At 64.0% G+C, this 16,688-nt stretch carries 16 protein-coding genes; 8 read left to right on the top strand and 8 right to left on the bottom strand.

The window, feature by feature from the left end; translation table 11 throughout:
• Nucleotides 1-14 precede the first annotated feature (14 nt).
• From LDO41_RS12870 to LDO41_RS12860, 3 genes are all read left to right on the top strand, one after another.
• The gene (locus LDO41_RS12870; protein WP_223988612.1) at nt 15-302 is read left to right on the top strand and encodes a GCG_CRPN prefix-to-repeats domain-containing protein; all 288 of its coding nucleotides are present in this window, start codon (nt 15-17) and stop codon (nt 300-302) included.
• Nucleotides 303-352: 50 nt separating this feature from the next.
• Complete coding sequence (locus LDO41_RS12865) at nt 353-1,375, top strand: alpha/beta hydrolase (protein WP_223988610.1); 1,023 nt, start codon at nt 353-355, stop codon at nt 1,373-1,375.
• A 63-nt stretch (nt 1,376-1,438) separates the two neighbouring features.
• Nucleotides 1,439-2,200, top strand: coding sequence for an IclR family transcriptional regulator (locus LDO41_RS12860; RefSeq protein ID WP_223988608.1), 762 nt, complete (start codon nt 1,439-1,441; stop codon nt 2,198-2,200).
• Nucleotides 2,201-2,216: 16 nt separating this feature from the next.
• On the opposite strand, the gene fahA is transcribed toward LDO41_RS12860, so the two are convergent.
• The 3 genes from fahA to LDO41_RS12845 all read right to left on the bottom strand — a co-directional run bounded on the left by fahA (nt 2,217) and on the right by LDO41_RS12845 (nt 5,538).
• Complete coding sequence (gene fahA, locus LDO41_RS12855) at nt 2,217-3,491, bottom strand: fumarylacetoacetase (RefSeq protein WP_223988606.1); 1,275 nt, start codon at nt 3,489-3,491, stop codon at nt 2,217-2,219.
• 15 nt (nt 3,492-3,506) lie between these two features.
• Nucleotides 3,507-4,814: a homogentisate 1,2-dioxygenase gene (gene hmgA, locus LDO41_RS12850; RefSeq protein WP_223988604.1), complete on the bottom strand. Its 1,308-nt coding sequence runs from the start codon at nt 4,812-4,814 to the stop codon at nt 3,507-3,509.
• 334 nt (nt 4,815-5,148) lie between these two features.
• Complete coding sequence (locus LDO41_RS12845) at nt 5,149-5,538, bottom strand: helix-turn-helix domain-containing protein (RefSeq protein ID WP_223988602.1); 390 nt, start codon at nt 5,536-5,538, stop codon at nt 5,149-5,151.
• A gap of 282 nt (nt 5,539-5,820) precedes the next feature.
• On the opposite strand from LDO41_RS12845, the gene LDO41_RS12840 reads away from it, so the two are divergent.
• Together LDO41_RS12840 and LDO41_RS12835 are read left to right on the top strand one after the other, a co-directional pair.
• Nucleotides 5,821-6,441: a TetR/AcrR family transcriptional regulator gene (locus LDO41_RS12840; RefSeq protein WP_223988600.1), complete on the top strand. Its 621-nt coding sequence runs from the start codon at nt 5,821-5,823 to the stop codon at nt 6,439-6,441.
• A 184-nt stretch (nt 6,442-6,625) separates the two neighbouring features.
• Nucleotides 6,626-7,609, top strand: coding sequence for an alpha/beta fold hydrolase (locus LDO41_RS12835; protein ID WP_223988598.1), 984 nt, complete (start codon nt 6,626-6,628; stop codon nt 7,607-7,609).
• A gap of 2 nt (nt 7,610-7,611) precedes the next feature.
• Here LDO41_RS12835 and LDO41_RS12830 read toward each other — a convergent pair whose 3' ends face one another.
• The 5 genes from LDO41_RS12830 to oxlT (LDO41_RS12810) form a co-directional block, all read right to left on the bottom strand.
• Nucleotides 7,612-8,628 carry a zinc-binding alcohol dehydrogenase family protein gene (locus tag LDO41_RS12830; protein ID WP_223988596.1) on the bottom strand — a complete coding sequence of 339 codons (1,017 nt, stop codon included), beginning with the start codon at nt 8,626-8,628 and terminating at the stop codon, nt 7,612-7,614.
• Between the two features lie 185 nt (nt 8,629-8,813).
• A complete protein-coding gene (oxlT, locus tag LDO41_RS12825; protein WP_223988594.1) occupies nt 8,814-10,133 on the bottom strand; it encodes an oxalate/formate MFS antiporter in 1,320 nt (439 codons plus the stop codon).
• 568 nt (nt 10,134-10,701) lie between these two features.
• Nucleotides 10,702-10,923 (bottom strand): hypothetical protein, encoded by a 222-nt coding sequence (locus LDO41_RS12820; protein WP_223988592.1) that lies wholly within the window; start codon nt 10,921-10,923, stop codon nt 10,702-10,704.
• A gap of 225 nt (nt 10,924-11,148) precedes the next feature.
• Nucleotides 11,149-12,060: a LysR family transcriptional regulator gene (locus tag LDO41_RS12815; RefSeq protein ID WP_223988590.1), complete on the bottom strand. Its 912-nt coding sequence runs from the start codon at nt 12,058-12,060 to the stop codon at nt 11,149-11,151.
• A 66-nt stretch (nt 12,061-12,126) separates the two neighbouring features.
• Nucleotides 12,127-13,470, bottom strand: a complete 1,344-nt coding sequence (oxlT, locus tag LDO41_RS12810) for an oxalate/formate MFS antiporter (RefSeq protein ID WP_223988588.1) — start codon at nt 13,468-13,470, stop codon at nt 12,127-12,129.
• A gap of 223 nt (nt 13,471-13,693) precedes the next feature.
• Between oxlT (LDO41_RS12810) and LDO41_RS12805 the strand changes: the two genes are divergently transcribed.
• From LDO41_RS12805 to sucC, 3 genes are all read left to right on the top strand, one after another.
• The gene (locus tag LDO41_RS12805; RefSeq protein ID WP_223988586.1) at nt 13,694-14,689 is read left to right on the top strand and encodes a LysR family transcriptional regulator; all 996 of its coding nucleotides are present in this window, start codon (nt 13,694-13,696) and stop codon (nt 14,687-14,689) included.
• A 94-nt stretch (nt 14,690-14,783) separates the two neighbouring features.
• The gene (locus tag LDO41_RS12800; protein WP_223988584.1) at nt 14,784-15,089 is read left to right on the top strand and encodes a LysR family transcriptional regulator; all 306 of its coding nucleotides are present in this window, start codon (nt 14,784-14,786) and stop codon (nt 15,087-15,089) included.
• A 359-nt stretch (nt 15,090-15,448) separates the two neighbouring features.
• Nucleotides 15,449-16,687 carry an ADP-forming succinate--CoA ligase subunit beta gene (gene sucC, locus LDO41_RS12795; protein WP_223988582.1) on the top strand — a complete coding sequence of 413 codons (1,239 nt, stop codon included), beginning with the start codon at nt 15,449-15,451 and terminating at the stop codon, nt 16,685-16,687.
• Nucleotide 16,688: the final 1 nt, after the last annotated feature.

Here is a 16,688-nt window from a genome sequence, read left to right as displayed (position 1 = left end):
ACAGGAGAACCATCATGAAATCGTTCGCTCCCGTCCTTGCCGTCGCCGGCCTGCTGCTGGTATCCGCCGCTGCCGCCAACCCTGCTTACGCCGCAGAAGGCTGCGGCCCTAATGGCTGGCGCGGTCCGTGGGGCCACTGCCACTACGCGCGGCCGCCGGTGGTCTACCCGATTGCCATGCCAAACCTGCCCGAGGTGGTCGTGCGTCCGAATGGCTGCCCGGTTGGCTTCTGGCGCGGCCCGTGGGGCCACTGCCGTGACACGCCGTACCACGGCGCGCTGCCCGGTGGCGGATGGAAGTGAGCCACCTCGCCCCCCAATACCTACCCAAACCACTGAAGGAGTACCGCGCCATGACCTCGACCTCGACCCCGGATGCCGGCACCCGTGTGAGCTGGCAGGCCCGCCTGCTTACACGGATGCTGCCGCGGATGGTGGCGGCGGGCGTGGCCGATGGCGCCACGCCGCTCACCGATGTGCCCGCGCTGCGGGCACGCACCGAGCGGCTGGCGCGGCCGGGGGCGTTCGTATCGCGTCTGTGGGGCGCGCGCGTGCGGCGGCATCTGGATACGGAGTTAGCCGGCGAATGGACCGAAGCCATTCGCGCCTCCGGCGCGCCGCCACCGGGTGCCGTGCTCTATCTGCATGGCGGCGCGTTTGCGTTTGGCTCGCCGGCCACACACCGTGCGGTGACCACCGCGCTTGCCCGGCTGACCGGGCTGCCGGTGCTCTCGCTCGATTACCGACTGGCCCCCGAGCATCCGTTTCCGTGCGCGCTCGACGATACGTTGCATGCCTACCGCACGCTGCTCGCGCGTGGCATTGCGCCGTGGTCGATCGTGCTGGCTGGCGATTCGGCCGGGGGCAATCTTGTGCTGGCGGCACTGGTCGCCTTGCGCGACAGCGGCGCCGACCTGCCGGCCGGCGCGGTACTGTTCTCGCCGTGGGCGGACCTCGGCCATGCCACCCAGCGCAACAACGGCGCGCTGCCGCTGTCGCAAACCGCGATGGCGATGGCCACGCGCATGTACCTCGGCGATGGCGAAGGCAATGCTTGTGGTGGTGTCGGCGGCGACGGCGGTAGCTACCCGCATCGTGACAATGCTCGCTCGCCACTGGCCTCGCCCGCACGCGCGGACCTGCACGGTCTGCCGCCGTTGCAGATCCAGGTCAGCGATGCCGAGATGATGTACCGCGACGCGCGCGTGCTCGCCTCGCGCCTGCGCCGCGCGGGCGGCGCCGCCGAGCTTTCGATCTGGCACGCGATGCCACACGCGTGGCCATGCTTCGCGCCGTTCCTGCCCGAAGCGCGCGCGGCACTGCGCCAGGCCGCCACGTTCATCCGCCGCACGACAGGAATGACGCGGCGGGCTTGAGGTCTCGGCAATCCAGTCCGAGGCGGGGCGGCCAGCGGGGCCGGCTGCCCCTATAATTCGCCGATGTCCAGACCCCCTGCCCCCTCCGCCAACGTCAAGACCGCGCTGCGCGTCATCGAGATCATCGAGACGTTCGCGCGCGAGCGGCGCGCGCTGTCGCTCTCCGAACTCGCTCGTTTGCTGGCAGTGCCCGCGTCGAGCTGCCTCGCGCTGATCCGCACGCTGACCTCGCTCGGGTATCTGTACGAAACGAGCCGGCGCCAGGGCTACTACCCCACCGGCCGCCTGCTCGCCATGGCGCAGCAGATTGCGCGGCACGACCCTGTGCTCGATCGCGTGCACGACACCATGGCCGAACTGCGCGAAGCCACCGGCGAGACCATCGTCATCGGCAAGCTCCATGAAGGCCGCGCGGTGCTGTACCTCGACGTCCTCGAGTCTCCGCATGCGATTCGCTATATCGCCACCGCCGGCGAGCGGCGCGAGTTGCATGCGAATTCCATCGGCAAAGCGCTGCTCGCGGCCATGGACGACGCCGAACGCGCCGCGCTGCTCGCGCAATTGCCGCTGGAACGTTTTACGCCGCGCACGCTGACCACTGCGGCCGAGGTCGAAGCAGAACTACGCGCCTCGCGCGAGCGTGGCGCGTTCGTCAACCTCAGCGAGTCGATGCCCGATGTGGGCGCACTAGCGTGGCCCGTGCAGCTGTCAGGGGAGAGCTATGCGCTCTCGATCGCCGGCCCGGTCTATCGCATCGAGCCGAACCTCGAACGCTTCTCCGCCATCCTGCGCACCGCGTGCGCCACGCTGGAACGCGTGAACTGACACGGGCATCCCGCCCTCAAGCGAGCGCGGTGCGTGCCGGCAAGATCTTGCCGGCCACTTCACCAAACCCGACGCGATAGCCCTCGCCCTGGCACCACCCCGTCATCACCACCTCGTCGCCATCCTCGAGGAAAACGCGCCGGGTGCCGTCGGCCAGCGTGAGCGGCTCGGCGCCATTGCGCGTGGTCTCGAGCAGACTGCCGAACGCATCCGGCGTGGTGCCGCTGATCGTGCCCGAGCCCATCAAATCCCCCACACGCACATTGCAGCCAGACACCGTATGGTGGGCAAGCTGCTGCGCCATGGTCCAGTACATCGCGCGGAAGTTCGTGCGACACACGGTGGTCGCCGCCGACGCGTGCGCGGGCTGCAACGCCACCTCGAGCGCGATGTCGTAGGCATTGGGCCCCTGCTGCCGCAGATACGGCAACGGCTCGGGCATCTGCGCGGGGTTGTCGCGACGAAACGGAGCAAGCGCCTCCATCGTGACGATCCACGGCGAGATCGATGTGCCGAACGACTTGCTGTTGAACGGCCCGAGCGGCACGTACTCCCACTGCTGGATATCGCGCGCGCTCCAGTCGTTCAGCAACACCATGCCGAACATATGCGCGGGCGCATCGGCCACGTCGATCGGCTCGCCCAGCGCCGACGTCTGCCCGACGATAAACCCCATCTCCAGTTCGTAGTCGAGCTTGCGGCACGGCCCGAACACCGGGCGCGCTTCGTTGGGCAGTTTGACCTGACCATTGGGCCGATGCAGCGGCGTGCCGCTGACCACCACCGAACTCGCGCGACCGTTGTAGCCGATCGGAATCTCGAGCCAGTTCGGCAGCAGCGCATTCTCGGGATCGCGGAACATGCGCCCCACATTGGTCGCATGCTCGCGCGACGAATAGAAGTCCGTGTAACCCGGAATCTCCACCGGCAGATGCAACGTGGCATCGCTCAGCGGCACCAGCGCGCGCTCGCGCAAGGCTGCATTGCCGGCGAGCAGTACATCGCCTTCCGCCAGCAACGCCGTGAGTCGCGCGCGCGTCTCGCGCCATACCGCCTGCCCCAGTGCGATAAAGCGATTGAGCGTGTCGTGCGCGAACGTGCCACGCGCGGCCGCGGGCAACAGCCCCGCTTCGTCGAGCACGACCAGGTCGAGCACCATCGCGCCAATCGCCACGCCCGCACGGGGCGCGCGCTCGGCGGTCGAGAAGATGCCGTACGGCAGGTTCTGCAAGGGAAAATGCGTGTGGCCGTCGTTGGCCGAAAGAATCCAGCTAGTCTGCGGAGTGGTCATGGTGCGGTCTCGGGATCAGCGCTGCGTCGGGTCGAAATGCTTCTGCAGACCCTGCCAGCAGGTGTAGTAGTCCTGCTGCAACAGCGCGGACTGCGCGGCGTACGGCGTTGGACGAATCACGGTGGGCGTCTCGAACATGAAAGCCATGGTGTCGGTGACGTGATGCGGCGCGCTGGTATCGGCGCGGCTCGCACGCTCGAACGTCTCCGCATCGGGACCATGACCGCTCATGCAGTTGTGCAGGCTCGCGCCGCCGGGCATAAAGCCTTCGGCCTTGGCATCGTAGACGCCGTTGATCAGGCCCATGAACTCGCTCGCCACGTTGCGATGGAACCAGGGCGGCCGGAACGTGTGCTCGGCGGCGAGCCAGCGCGGGCCGAAGATCACGAAGTCGATGGTATCGACGCCCGGCGTATCGGACGGTGCCTGCAGCACCAGGAAGATCGACGGATCCGGATGATCGAAGCTGATCGACCCGATCGTGTTGAAGCGCCGCAGATCGTATTTGTACGGCGCGTAGTTGCCGTGCCATGCCACCACGTCCAGCGGCGAGTGATCGATCTCCGCGCGCCACAGATTGCCCTGGAAGCGCGCCACCAGTTCGAACTTGCCTTCGCGGTCCTCGTAGCTGGCCACCGGTGACAGGAAGTCGCGCGGATTGGCCAGTCCGTTCGAGCCCAGCACGCCGAGATCGGGCAGTCGGAACAGCTGGCCGAAGTTCTCGCAGATATAGCCGCGCGCCTCCCCATCGGGTAATTCCACGCGGAAACGCACGCCACGTGGAATCACCACGATCTCCTGCGGCGCCACCTCCAGTCGCCCCATCTCGGTGGCCACCAGCAACCGGCCGAGCTGCGGCACGATCAGCATCTCGCCATCGGCGTTGTAGAAGAAGCGATCGACCATGGACTGGTTGGCCAGGTACAGATGGATGCCGCAGCCGGTAAAGTCCGCCGGTCCGCCATTGCCGGCCATGGTGACGATGCCATCGACGAAATCTGTCGGCGCGGAGGGCATGGCCGGCGGGCTCCAGCGCAACTGGTTCGGCGTGGGGGGCACCTCGTCGAAGCGGCTGACCCAGCGCGAGCCATCGATACGTATAAACGGCCGGTGCATGGCGCCGGGCCGGATGCGATACAGCCAGCTGCGACGATTGTGCGCGCGCGGCGCCGTAAAGGCGGTCCCCGAGATCTGCTCCGCATAGAGGCCGTAGGGCACCCGCTGCGGGGAGTTCTGGCCCTCGGGCAAGGCGCCCGGCAACGCCTCGCTGGCGAATTCGTTGGCGAAGCCACTCTGATAGCGCAGATCGCTTGCATCGCTCATGGCGGAGTCTCCTGAGTTCTCGAATTACGCATTAAGAAATAAATTTCTCTAATCGTAATTTTTGCAGCGGGACGTGTCAAATCGCATGCGGCCCAGAAGCGGTGCATGAGCGACAAACAGGGGAAAATAGGCAAACCGAGCACAAATCCGCACCCGGCGCGCAAATGACATACCTTGACGCGCACGCGGGGACGCGGCGGCGCGGGAGATCCGCGCGGCACGATGCAGCACGAGGCGGCATAAAGCGGCACACGGCGGCAAAAGCGCCGCCGGCGCGCACGGCACCGGCGGACAGACAGCGATCGCCAGGCCCGCCCCAGGGCGGAGCCGGACGTTACAGAGGCTTGTGGCCTTCGCCGGTGCTGGAACCGGCGCCAAAGCCGCCAGATGACGGCGTGGAGCCCGAGGACGAGCCCCCCGGCGTTGCCGGCTGGCCAGCCATCGAAGCGGCCGTCACGCCGCCATTACGGCTGGCAATGAAGGCATTCACGTCTGCGGCCAGATGCTGAGGGGCGAGCACCACCTCCAGCCCCAGCGCCTCGCAGGCGGCGAGAAATGTGGACATACGCGGATCGGCCTGACCCGATTCCGCCCGCAGATAAGCTTCCCGGGAAATCCCGGCCTTACGGGCGACGTCCTCCTGCTTGAGCTTGCGCGCACGGCGCAATGCCCGCAGTTGCCGGAACGGTTCGCTAGCGCCTCTTGGCACGGCTGTACTGTTCATGTCGGTCTCCAGTCACCAGTCAAAAAAAAGTGCGCGGACGTGCATTCGAGTATAGAGCACGTAAAGCGTTCCGTAGGTCCTTTGCGAAACACTTTTGCAGATTTCCTATGATGGCTGGTTCCGGCCTTTCGGGCTCTAGTCCGAAAGGCTTACTCAGCACAACGATAGCCTGCGCCCTCACACTAACGGGAATGTCTGCTTTGCGTTGACGTCACATAAGTATTGTCGAAGTGTGCAGTAAGGCAAGTTGACAAACCGACCGGTCGTGCTAATCTGCACCGCATGCAGAAAGGTCAACTCACCCGCGCCGTGATCATCGAACAGGCCCTGGCATCCGCCACGCGGGTCGGCTTCGAGCAGTTGTCGCTGGCCACGCTCGCGGCCGATACCCAGATGTCGAAGAGTGGGCTGTACGCGCATTTCAAGTCGAAGGAAGCGTTGCAGGAAGCGGTGCTGGAGCGCGCCGCGGAACGCTTCGGCGAGATCGTCGTGCAGCCCGCGATGCGCGCGCCGCGCGGCGTGCCGCGCCTGCAGATACTGTTCGACGGCTATCTCGAATGGGTGGGTGGCACCGTGACCGGCGGCCGCTGCCTGTTTATGGCTCTGGCGCAGGAATACCGCGACCGTCCGGGCGCCATTCGCGACCTCGTGGTGCAGGCGCTCAAGGACTGGCACAGCACGATTGCACGCGTGTTGCGCGATGCCATCGACGAAGGCGCGATTCGCGCCGATGTGGAACCGCGACAATTCGCGTTCGACATGGTGGGCATCGGCATGTCGTTCCAGACCTCGTTCAAGCTACTGGGTCGCGACGATGCGGGGGAGATGGCACGCAACGCCTTTGCGCGCCTGCTGGCGAGCGCCAGACCCGTCGGAGACGTGCCCGCGCGCGTCTCGCACTGATATCGGAGCAGCGCGCGCCAGGGCAGGCGCGCGGGGCTTCCAACGGCATTCTTGCCGCGATTTGTTGCCCTATAAATAGCACGACTGGTCGGTCGTAAATTACAAATAAATGCGAGGCACGGGGCGAGAACCCGCGCGAGCGCTTCACTGACCGTCCGTAACGTCAATGCCGGAGGTTGTTGCCGTGTCTCAAGTGCTGTCTCCTTCATCCGATGCGCGTGCAGCCGCGCCTGTCGACATCCCCCCCAGTGCGCAGCCTCAGGCATCGCTCGATCGCTCGATAAAACCGCCCACGCGCGGTCCGGCACCCCGCTCTTCCCGCGCACCTGACATCCCGAGCTGGCGCCGTCTGGGCTGGCAGGCCGCCTCGCTACTGCACCCGGCCGGCGCGGCGCGCGTGCTCGAGCGCCTGTGGTTCTCGCCGCCCCGCGCGCCGGTCTCCGTCGCGGGACAGCAAACGCTCGACGCCGCGCGCGCCGAATGGGCACTCGTCTCGGGCCGGCGCGTACGCGTGTATCGATGGGGTCAGGCGGGACCGGTGGTGCTGCTCGCCCATGGCTGGGGTGGCAACGCGGCACAGTGGCACGCGCTGGTGGCGCCACTGCTGGGCGCCGGATGCCGCGTGGTGGCCTTCGACGCGCTCTCGCACGGCGCTTCCGATGCGGGCGCGCACGGCACGCAACGCAGTTCGATTGTCGAGCTGTCGCGATCGCTGCTGGCAGTGGCCTGGCAGGTGGGTCCGGTGCACGCGGTGATCTCCCATTCGGCCGGCGGTCCCGCGACCGCGCTCGCCCTGCGCGAAGGGTTGCCGGTGCGCCGCGCCGTACTGATCTCCCCGCCCGCGGACATGGGCCGTGCCTGCGCGGCGCTGGCGTGGCAGCTCGGCTTCAGCCCGGCGGTCCTCGCGCGCATGACCGAGGCCAGTGCGCAATGGCTCGGCATGCCGTGGTCAACGCTCAATGTGCCGGACGTGGGCCGCACGCGCGAGGTGCCGCCGACGCTGGTCGTGCATGACCGCTCCGATCGGGAAGTGCCGTGGGAAGATGGCGCCGCGATCGCGGGCGCGTGGCCGCGCGCGCAACTCGCGACCACCGAGGGCCTCGGCCACCGCCGCATCCTGCAGGACGCGGCGGTGGCGGCAAGAATCGCGGCGTTCGTCCGCGACTGAACTCAGAAGCCCTGCAATACGAGCTTGCCGATGGTCTGGCCGCCTTCGAGGATGGCATGCGCGCGACGCAGGTTCGCGGCGTTGATCGCGCCGAGGTTTTCACCCAGCGTGGTTTGCAGACGACCGGCATCGATCAGGCGCGCCACTTCGTTGAGCAGCTTGTGCTGCGCGATCATGTCCGGCGTGCCGTACATCGCGCGCGTGAACATGAACTCCCACACGAACGTCGCGCTCTTGCTCTTCAGCGCGCCAATTTCCAGCGGACCCGCGTTTTCCACGATCGAGCAGATCTTGCCCTGCGGCGCGACCGCTTCCGCCATCGCCTTGAAGTGACGGTCGGTGTCGTTGAAGCAGAGGATGAAGTCGACGTTCTCGAAGCCCAGCGTGCGCAGTTGCGCGGGGATGTCGCCGCGATGGTCGATGGTGTGGTCGGCACCGAGCTTGCGCACCCATGCTTCCGATTCCGGACGCGACGCGGTGGCGATGACGGTGAGCTTGCCGAGCTCCTTCGCCAACTGAATGCCGATCGACCCCACGCCACCCGCGCCGCCGATGATCAGCACCGACTTGCCTGCGTCCTCGCCCTTCGCGGACACACCCAGGCGATCGAACAGCGCTTCCCACGCGGTGATCGCGGTCAGCGGCAGCGCGGCGGCATGCGCAAAGTCCAGCGAGGCAGGCTTGTGGCCAGCGATGCGCTCGTCCACAAGGTGATATTCGCTGTTGGTACCCGGGCGCGTGATGCTGCCCGCGTAGAACACCGGATCGCCGACCTTGAACAGCGTCACGTCGGGACCCACCGCCACCACGGTACCGGCCGCATCCCAGCCCAGCACGCGCGGCGCGGCTTCAACCTTGTCCTTCGGGGCGCGCACCTTGGTGTCGACCGGATTCACGGCAATCGCCTCGATCTTGACCAGCAGGTCATGCCCGGCCGCTTCCGGCTTGGGCAGATCGACGTCGAACAGCGCTTGCGGGTCGCTGATGGGCAGGTAATGGGTCAGGCCGATGGCTTTCATGGGGAGGCTCCGGTGAGAGGCAGACGAAAATTGCTATGACTGCATCGTAGCCAACTTCCATCCGCTTGATTAGCCGGAAACTGCCGCAATCACTTTCACTGAAACAGAGTAAATAGCGCCATAAAAAAGCCCGCCACAAGGGCGGGCATGCGTCAGCGCATTGTTGCGACGGGGGGAGCACCCCGTCAGGTCACGTCGTCCGGCACCGCGCGATATCCCATCGGCGCCGTGGTATTGGCGTGCACGTGCTTCTTCGCATGTGCCTCGCGCATCGGCCGCAGCACGAAGATGGCGAGTACCGCGGACAGTGCGGCCATGCCCGAAGCCAGCATGAACACCGCATGCCAGTCGCCCGTTGCGGCTGTGATCACGCTCGAGAACGGGACCAGCAGCGCGGCCGTGCCTTTGGCCGTGTAAAGCAAACCCGCGTTCGTCGCTGCGAACTTGGGACCGAACGTGTCACCGCAGGTGGCCGGGAACAAGCTGTAGATCTCGCCCCAGGCAAAGAACACCACGCCCGTCAGCACCACGAACGCCACCGGATTGTGGCCGTACTTCGACAGCAGCAGGATGCCTACCGCCTCGACCGCAAACGCGATGAACATCGTGTTTTCCCGGCCGATGTTGTCCGAGACCCAGCCGAAGAACGGTCGCGTCAGTCCATTGAGCACACGGTCGATAGTCAGCGCGAAGGTCAGTGCGGGCAACGTCAGGCCGAGGATCGAGACCGGCGAGTCATGCAGGCCGAAATCCTTTGCGATCGGGCCCAGCTGCGCGGTGGCCATCAGGCCGCCGGCGGCCATCATCACGAACATCGCGTACATGACCCAGAAGATCGGCGACGACAGCACCTGACGCGGCGTGGCGTTGTACGTGGCCGCGTTCTTCAGCGTGGACTTGACCTCGTTGAGGATCTTCGCGGACGGCGGATACAGCGCCATGCCCAGGAAGAACACGATCAACCCCTGGCCCAGACCGAACCACAGGAACGTGGACTCGTAGCCGCTGGTCTTGATCATGTTGGCGATGGGTACCACCGTCATCGCGGATCCCGCGCCGAAGCCCGCGGCGGTGATCCCTGCCGCCAGACCGCGTCGATTCGGGAACCACTTGAGCGCGTTACCCACGCAGGTGCCGTAGACCGCGCCGGCACCAACCCCGCCAATCGCGGCCGCGAAGTACAGCATCGGCAGCGACGAGGCCACAGAGTTCAGTGCCCAGGCCGCCGCGCATAGCAGGCCGCCGCCCACCACGACCGGGCGCGGACCATACTTGTCGACGAGGTAGCCTTCGATCGGCACCAGCCAGGTCTCCGTCACCACGAAAATGGTGAAGGCCACCTGAATGGCGGTGCGGCCCCAGTGGTACTTGTCATCGATAGGATTGACGAACAGCGTCCAGCCGTACTGCATGTTGGCGATCATCGCCATACAGATCACGCCGAATACGAGCTGCATCCACGGGGACGCAAGCCGAGACGTTGGCGCATGTTGCTGAAGTTCCATGGTGTCTCCTTCTAGACGGGTGTGCCCGCCGTTGTGGATAGGCGCCCTTTTGTGGGCGCTCTTTCTGGTGTGTGCTTTCTTGTTTGAGCGCTGTATCTCGAACGGCTGAGCCGCTCCAGTGGCTATACAGTATGTGGTATATCAACCGAGTACAAGCCACGATTGCGACGCGCCGCCGCACGCTGGCGCGATCATTTTTCCTCTGCCGATACGCTGCCCCGTGAATGGTGCGCGGCCCGCATGAAACGCTCGCTCGAGCGCATGCGTACTCCCTTAAAAATCAAGCGCTTAGTCGTCAGCGCAGGATCAATCTAAAGGGGTATCCGAAGGGCACTTTTCGCGTGCGTTGCAGCAGCGTGAGTACCCTGATAGGGAAAGTCCTGAGAAGCTGACAAGTGCCATCGATCGTGAATGTTTTGACATTCAGAATCATATGGAATGGAAGACAGGCATGACGGGGATGCCGGAGAGAAGAAGAACGGCCGTGAGCTCAGACGTCGCGGGCGCGACAGAAGCTGTCAAACACGATTGGAGTTGCCGGCCGTAACAAGCTCCAACGTTACTGCACTCAGATACGAGCAAAATGCGGTTGCAGCGCGGGCGTCGCGGTAGGACGCGAGTGGCCAACACCGTTGGTGGATTCCTGCGTGGCGCCCAGTCCGGCAAAGCGGCCATGGTCTTGCGCAGTCGTCAGAGTGTCCGTCGACACGCCAGTGCCAATGATCCAGGTTGCGAAAACGCCCAGATGAATCGCGGCGAGAGCAATGAGGGAAAGCAGTGCGGTATCCATAAAAACTCCTAAGTGAGGTAGGTCAAGGAGTTTTCATTATATGCTGCATCGCACTAGCTGTAAATATCCTGTATGTGATATATCAAGAGAATTTTCCCTCTAAATGCTCCAAACGCAACAAAGCACCCCTAGGGGTGCTTTGTTGGTCGCTTTATTTATCGCTTGTCAGGCGCTTGTCTGTTGCAAAAAGACGGCGCGGGAAAAAAAAAGCGTTGTGCAGCGCGTTCAGCCCACCTTTTTCAGCAGGCTCTGGTCGTATTCCTGCGCGCGCAGGTTGTCCCAGACCGCCGCTGCATTGGGCTTGAGCGAGCGGCTCTTGCGTCGGACCAGCATCACCGTCGACGTCACCTGCGGCCGCAGCGGGCGCAGCACGGCAGCGGGGGCCATGCCCGAGGCCTGCGCGCGTGATGGCACGACGCCGATGCCCAGCCCCATCGCCACCATGCCGAAGATCGCCGCGAAATGACCGAGTACCTGTAGTGTGCCGGGCCGTACGTGATAGGTGGCAAGCGCACGCTCCACCGCGGGTTGCACACCGGAGTGCTGATCGAGCGTCAGCACGGTGGCATCGGCAAGTTCACCCCACCCCAGCGATTCGCGCGCGGCAAGCGGATGCTGCGCGGGCAGGACCGCATGCAGTGGATCCACGCACAACGGTTCGCAATAGAGATCGTCGCAGGGCGTTGGGTTGCTCGCGATGCCGAAGTCCACTTCGCCACTGCGCACGCTCTGCAGCACGCCGTCGTGCGGACGATCGCGCAGCGTGATGCCGATGCCGGGCCACGCGCCGCGGCAGCTCGCGACCCACGACGGGACGCACATGGACGACATCACCGGATCGGTCGCGATCTGCACCTGGCCCTGACTAGGTTTGGCAGTGCCATGGCTTTCGCGCAGGGTCTGCTCCACCTCCTCGATCAGATGACAGATGCGTTGCGACAGATGCGCGCCCGCATCGGTCAACTCCACCTGACGGGTCGTGCGGTCGAACAGGCGCTGGTCGATCTCCTCCTCCAGCTCGCGCACGCTGCGGCTGATGGCCGATTGCGTGAGACCCAGTTCTGCGGCGGCGCGCGTGAAGCTTTTCTGGCGCGCCACCGCGGCGAAGGCCTTCAATTGCGGAAGCGAAACATTCATGGTGCCGCTCCTTTTTTGTTGTGCTGCTTTTTGTGACAAGCGTGAATCGCTTGAGTATCCGGGCCCCTACTCCCCCTTGCCCGTCGAGAACCCAGACATGTACGTCGCGCGATCGCTGACCGTCTGCGCGTTCACATGCCCGGTGATGAAGCGTCGCCGCATCGGTTGCAACACGAACTTGGCCGAGAGACCCGCCGCCACTGTCAGCACGGCCGCCACGGTGAACACCAGGCTCCAGCCGCCGTGATGCGACAGCACCGATGCAAGTGGCACCAGCAGCGCCGCGGTGCCCTTCGCGGTGTACAGCGTGCCGGCGTTGGCGGCGGCGAACTTGCTGCCGAACGTATCGGCACACAGCGCCGGGAAGATCGAGAAGATCTCGCCCCAGAACAGGAACGTGAGCGCCGCGAACAACATGAACAGGTACGGGTTGTGGCCGAACTCCATCAGCCCGATCAGGGACAGGCCCTCGCCGATGAAGATGAAGAACATCGTGTTCTCACGGCCGATGCGGTCCGAGATCAGGCCGCAGAGCGGACGCGTCAGACCGTTGCAGAGGTTGTCGATCGACAGCGTCATGGTCAGCAGCGGCAGCGTCATGCCCAGCATCGTGATCGGCATCGACGCGAAACCGAAGTCCTTGGCGATCGGGCCCAGTTGCGCGGTGGCCATGATGCCGCCCGCCGCTACAGCCACGAACGAGGCATAGATCAGCCAGAACACCGGCGTCTTCACCATCTGGCCCGGCGTGAATTCCACCGGATTGGTCAGGATCGCCTTGTTGGTGGACTTGATGCGCGGTGGCTTTGGCTTGACCAGCAGCATCGCCATGATGAAGATCAGCACGCCCTGGATGATGCCGAACGTAAAGAACGCGTGTTCGTAGCCGGACTTCTGGATCATGTTGGCGATCGGGATCACCGTGAGTGCCGAGCCCGCGCCGAAGCCCGCGGCGGTCAGGCCAGCGGCCAGGCCGCGCTTGTCCGGGAACCACTTGAGTGCATTGCCGACGCACGTGCCATAGACACCGCCGGCGCCGATACCGGCGATCACCGCCGCGGTGTAGAGCATCGCGAGCGAATCGGCATATGAGTTCATCACCCACGCCAGACCGGCACAGATGGCGCCGCAGGCGACTACGGGACGCGGGCCGAACTTGTCAACGAGCCAGCCCTCGATGGGCACCAGCCACGTTTCGGTCACGATAAAGATGGAAAACGCAATCTGGATCTGGGACTCGCCCCAATGATGCTTGGCGTTCATGGGGTTGACGAACAAAGTCCAGCCATACTGGAGGTTCGCCACGAGGCCCATACAGAGCACACCGATGAATAACTGAAACCAACGGTTGTGCAGCAAACCGCCATTGGAATTGCCCACGGCGGGGCCTGCCGCATCGATGTGCGCCATGTCATGTCTCCTTGCATTAGTGTCTCGCGCTCTTGGTGGCGCGAATTGGGCTACATCGCTGTGGGGGGATGTGCCCTCGTTTCTTCACTACTGTATGAGCGCGCCTGACATTGCGGCACGTTGCATCGGTGGGATTGATGCTACTTCAAACTAAGATCACCACAGCATAAAGTTTTTTATTATGATCATTGACGATCGTTTATAGATTGCAGGAAATGACGCAATGAAAAATGCCACGCTGCGACAACTTAAAGTCTTCGAAACAGTGGCGCGCCACCTGAGTTTTTCGCGCGCCGCGGAAGAGCTGCATCTCACGCAACCTGCTGTTTCTACACAGGTTCGGCAGCTCGAGCATCATGTGGGACTGCCCCTGTTCGAGCAGCTTGGCAAGCGGATCTACCTCACGCCGGCGGGTACCGAGATGCTGCATTACAGCCGCAGTATCATTCAGCAATTCCGCGAAGCGGAAGATGCAATGGCTCAACTTAAGGGTATTTCCGGAGGCCGCCTCAATGTCGCCGTGATCAGTGCCGGCGACTATTTTTTTCCAAGACTGCTGGCGGAATTCATGGGCCGTAATGACGGCGTGACTTTAAATCTTGCAGTGCACAATCGCGAGGAATTATTACACCAGCTGGGTGGCAATCTGACGGACCTCGCGGTCATGGTGCGACCGCCCGAAGCCGGCGACACGATCGCCGAGTCTTTTGCACCGCACCCCTACGTCATTGTTGCAGCGCCCAATCATCCGCTGGTCGGCCAGCGCAAGATCCCTCTGGCGGGACTGGCCGAGGAGGCGTTCGTGTCGCGCGAGCGCGGGTCCGATACCTGGAATTCGATGCAGGAGGGTTTTGCGGGGCGGCTGTCGAACCTGCGCATCGCGATGGAGATCAAGAGCACCGAGACCATCAAGCAGGCGGTCATCGCCAACATGGGTATCGCGTTTCTGTCCGCGCATACCGTGGGGCTCGAGTTGCAGACCGGCAAGCTGGCGGTGCTGGACATCGAGGGCTTCCCAGTGATGCTCAATTGGTATGTCGTCCACCGCAAGAACAAACGGCTGCCGCCAGTGGCGCTGGCCTTCAAGCATTTCCTGATGGAAGAAGGTGCGCGGCTGATCCAGCAGATCACTGGCGTGGAAGGATTGATACGACATCCATCCGAAACCCCGAGACGCGCGTCGGGGGCCACCGGCACGCAGCCGCCGATGTATAAATGATTACTTATGATTTCGCGATGAAACTTTAATTATCGTGAATCGTTCGTCGCCTCTAAGCTTCCGTCAACGAAGCGATAAACCGAAGGAGACGAACATGGACCAACTCCACACTACCCCGCACGCCGCCACGCACGATGGCAACACCAACACGCGCCTGGACCGCGACATGCAACTGAACGCGTTCAACGCCGCGTTCGCCGAACTCGGCCTGCGCTTCCGCTGGGACATGAACATGTTCGAATGGCTGTGCGGCATCGAATGCGAGCGCACGCGCGTGTGCCGCTACATCGAGGAATATCACGCCCACCTGCTCTCGGCCTACGACCCGGGCTTCCTGAGCCAACTGATCTTCGACAAGAAGAACGACTACCTGCGCGCAATGCAGGTGGGTATGAACTGACCCTTCCCCGCTGTTTGCCCGCTTCCCTCTCAGGCGGGAAGGCTTGCCACCAACACCCCTTCACAAGGGGTGTTTTTGTTGTTGGTCAACGCCGATATCCCTAACAGATCGCACACTCGCGATCGCTTCGGACATGACAACAGCAACAGCAACAGCAACAGGGACAGAGGGCAATGCTCACAAGATGGACAGCCGCCACCACCGCCTTCCTTTCGAGTCCTAGCCGTCCTGCCTAAGCACTTTCACGTAGTTTCAATCGCTTCCTTTATTGATATATTACATACCGTATTTCATAACGCGAACAGATTGTGGGCGGCCTCCGACCTGCGGCGCGCGACGGATATCAACGGAGGAGACACGTGAATATTCACGAGCATCAGGCCAAGGAGTTGCTCAGGCGCTATGACGTGCCGGTGCCCTCCGGCTGCGTCGCCTTTACGCCGGACGAGGCTGCGCATGCCGCCCGCAAGCTGGGCGGCGAGGTCTGGGTGGTGAAGTCGCAGATCCATGCGGGGGGACGCGGTGCGGGTTACTTCGCCGAGCACAGCTCGGGACAGGGCGGTGTGCGCGTGGTGAGGTCGCTCGCCGACGTGCATGCCAGCGCCGTGGACATGCTGGGCAAGACGCTGATCACCAAGGAGACCGGCCCGGCCGGCCGGGTGGTGAAGCGGCTCTATGTCGAGCAAGGTTGCGATGGCGCGCACGACCTCTCCGCGCGTGATTTCTATCTGGGCATCCTGATCGATCCCGCCACATCGCGCGTCACGCTGATGGCGTCCACCGAAGGGGGCGTGGACATCGAGGACGTCGCCGCACGCACGCCCGAGAAAATTCTGAAGGTAGCGATCGATCCGGCCAGCGGCATCCAGCCGTTTCATGCACGCCGGCTGGCATCCGGTCTGGGGCTATCGGGCAAGCAGGTGGACGCAGCCACGCGCTTCATCCTGTCGACGTACCGCGCGTTCACCGAGCTCGACGCATCGATCGTCGAGATCAATCCGCTGCGGGTCACCGATAGTGGCGACGGTAGCGTCAAATTGATGGCACTCGACGCCAGGTTCGCGTTCGACGACAACGCCCTCTTCCGCCATCCCGACATCGAAGCCATGCGCGACGAGAGCGACGATGACCCGGTCGAGATCAAGGCCAGCCGGCATGGCATGAACTACGTCTGCTTCGACGGGAATATCGGCTGCATGGTCAACGGCGCGGGCCTGGCGATGGCCACCGTGGACATCATCAAGCAACATGGCGGCGAGCCCGCCAACTTCCTCGACGTGGGCGGCAGCGCCACCAGGGAGCGCGTGGCGGCAGCCTTCCGGCTGATCATCGGCGATCCGAAAGTCGATGGAATCCTGGTCAATATCTTCGGCGGCATCATGCGCTGCGACATGGTCGCCGAAGGCGTGGTGGAAGCCGTGCGCGACGCCGACCTGACCGTTCCGCTGGTGGTGCGACTGGAAGGTACACATGCCGCGCTGGGCAGGCAGATCCTGCGCGATGCGCGCCTGCCGATCCTATGCGCACGCGATCTTGCCGATGGGGCCGAGAAGATAGTGGCCGCCGTGCGGGCCACGCAAAAACACGGAGGCAGGTGAT

The sequence above is a fragment of the Cupriavidus pampae genome, assembly GCF_914271485.1.
Classification (GTDB): Bacteria; Pseudomonadota; Gammaproteobacteria; order Burkholderiales; family Burkholderiaceae; genus Cupriavidus; species Cupriavidus pampae.
This window is presented reverse-complemented; position numbering and strand designations above follow the sequence as displayed.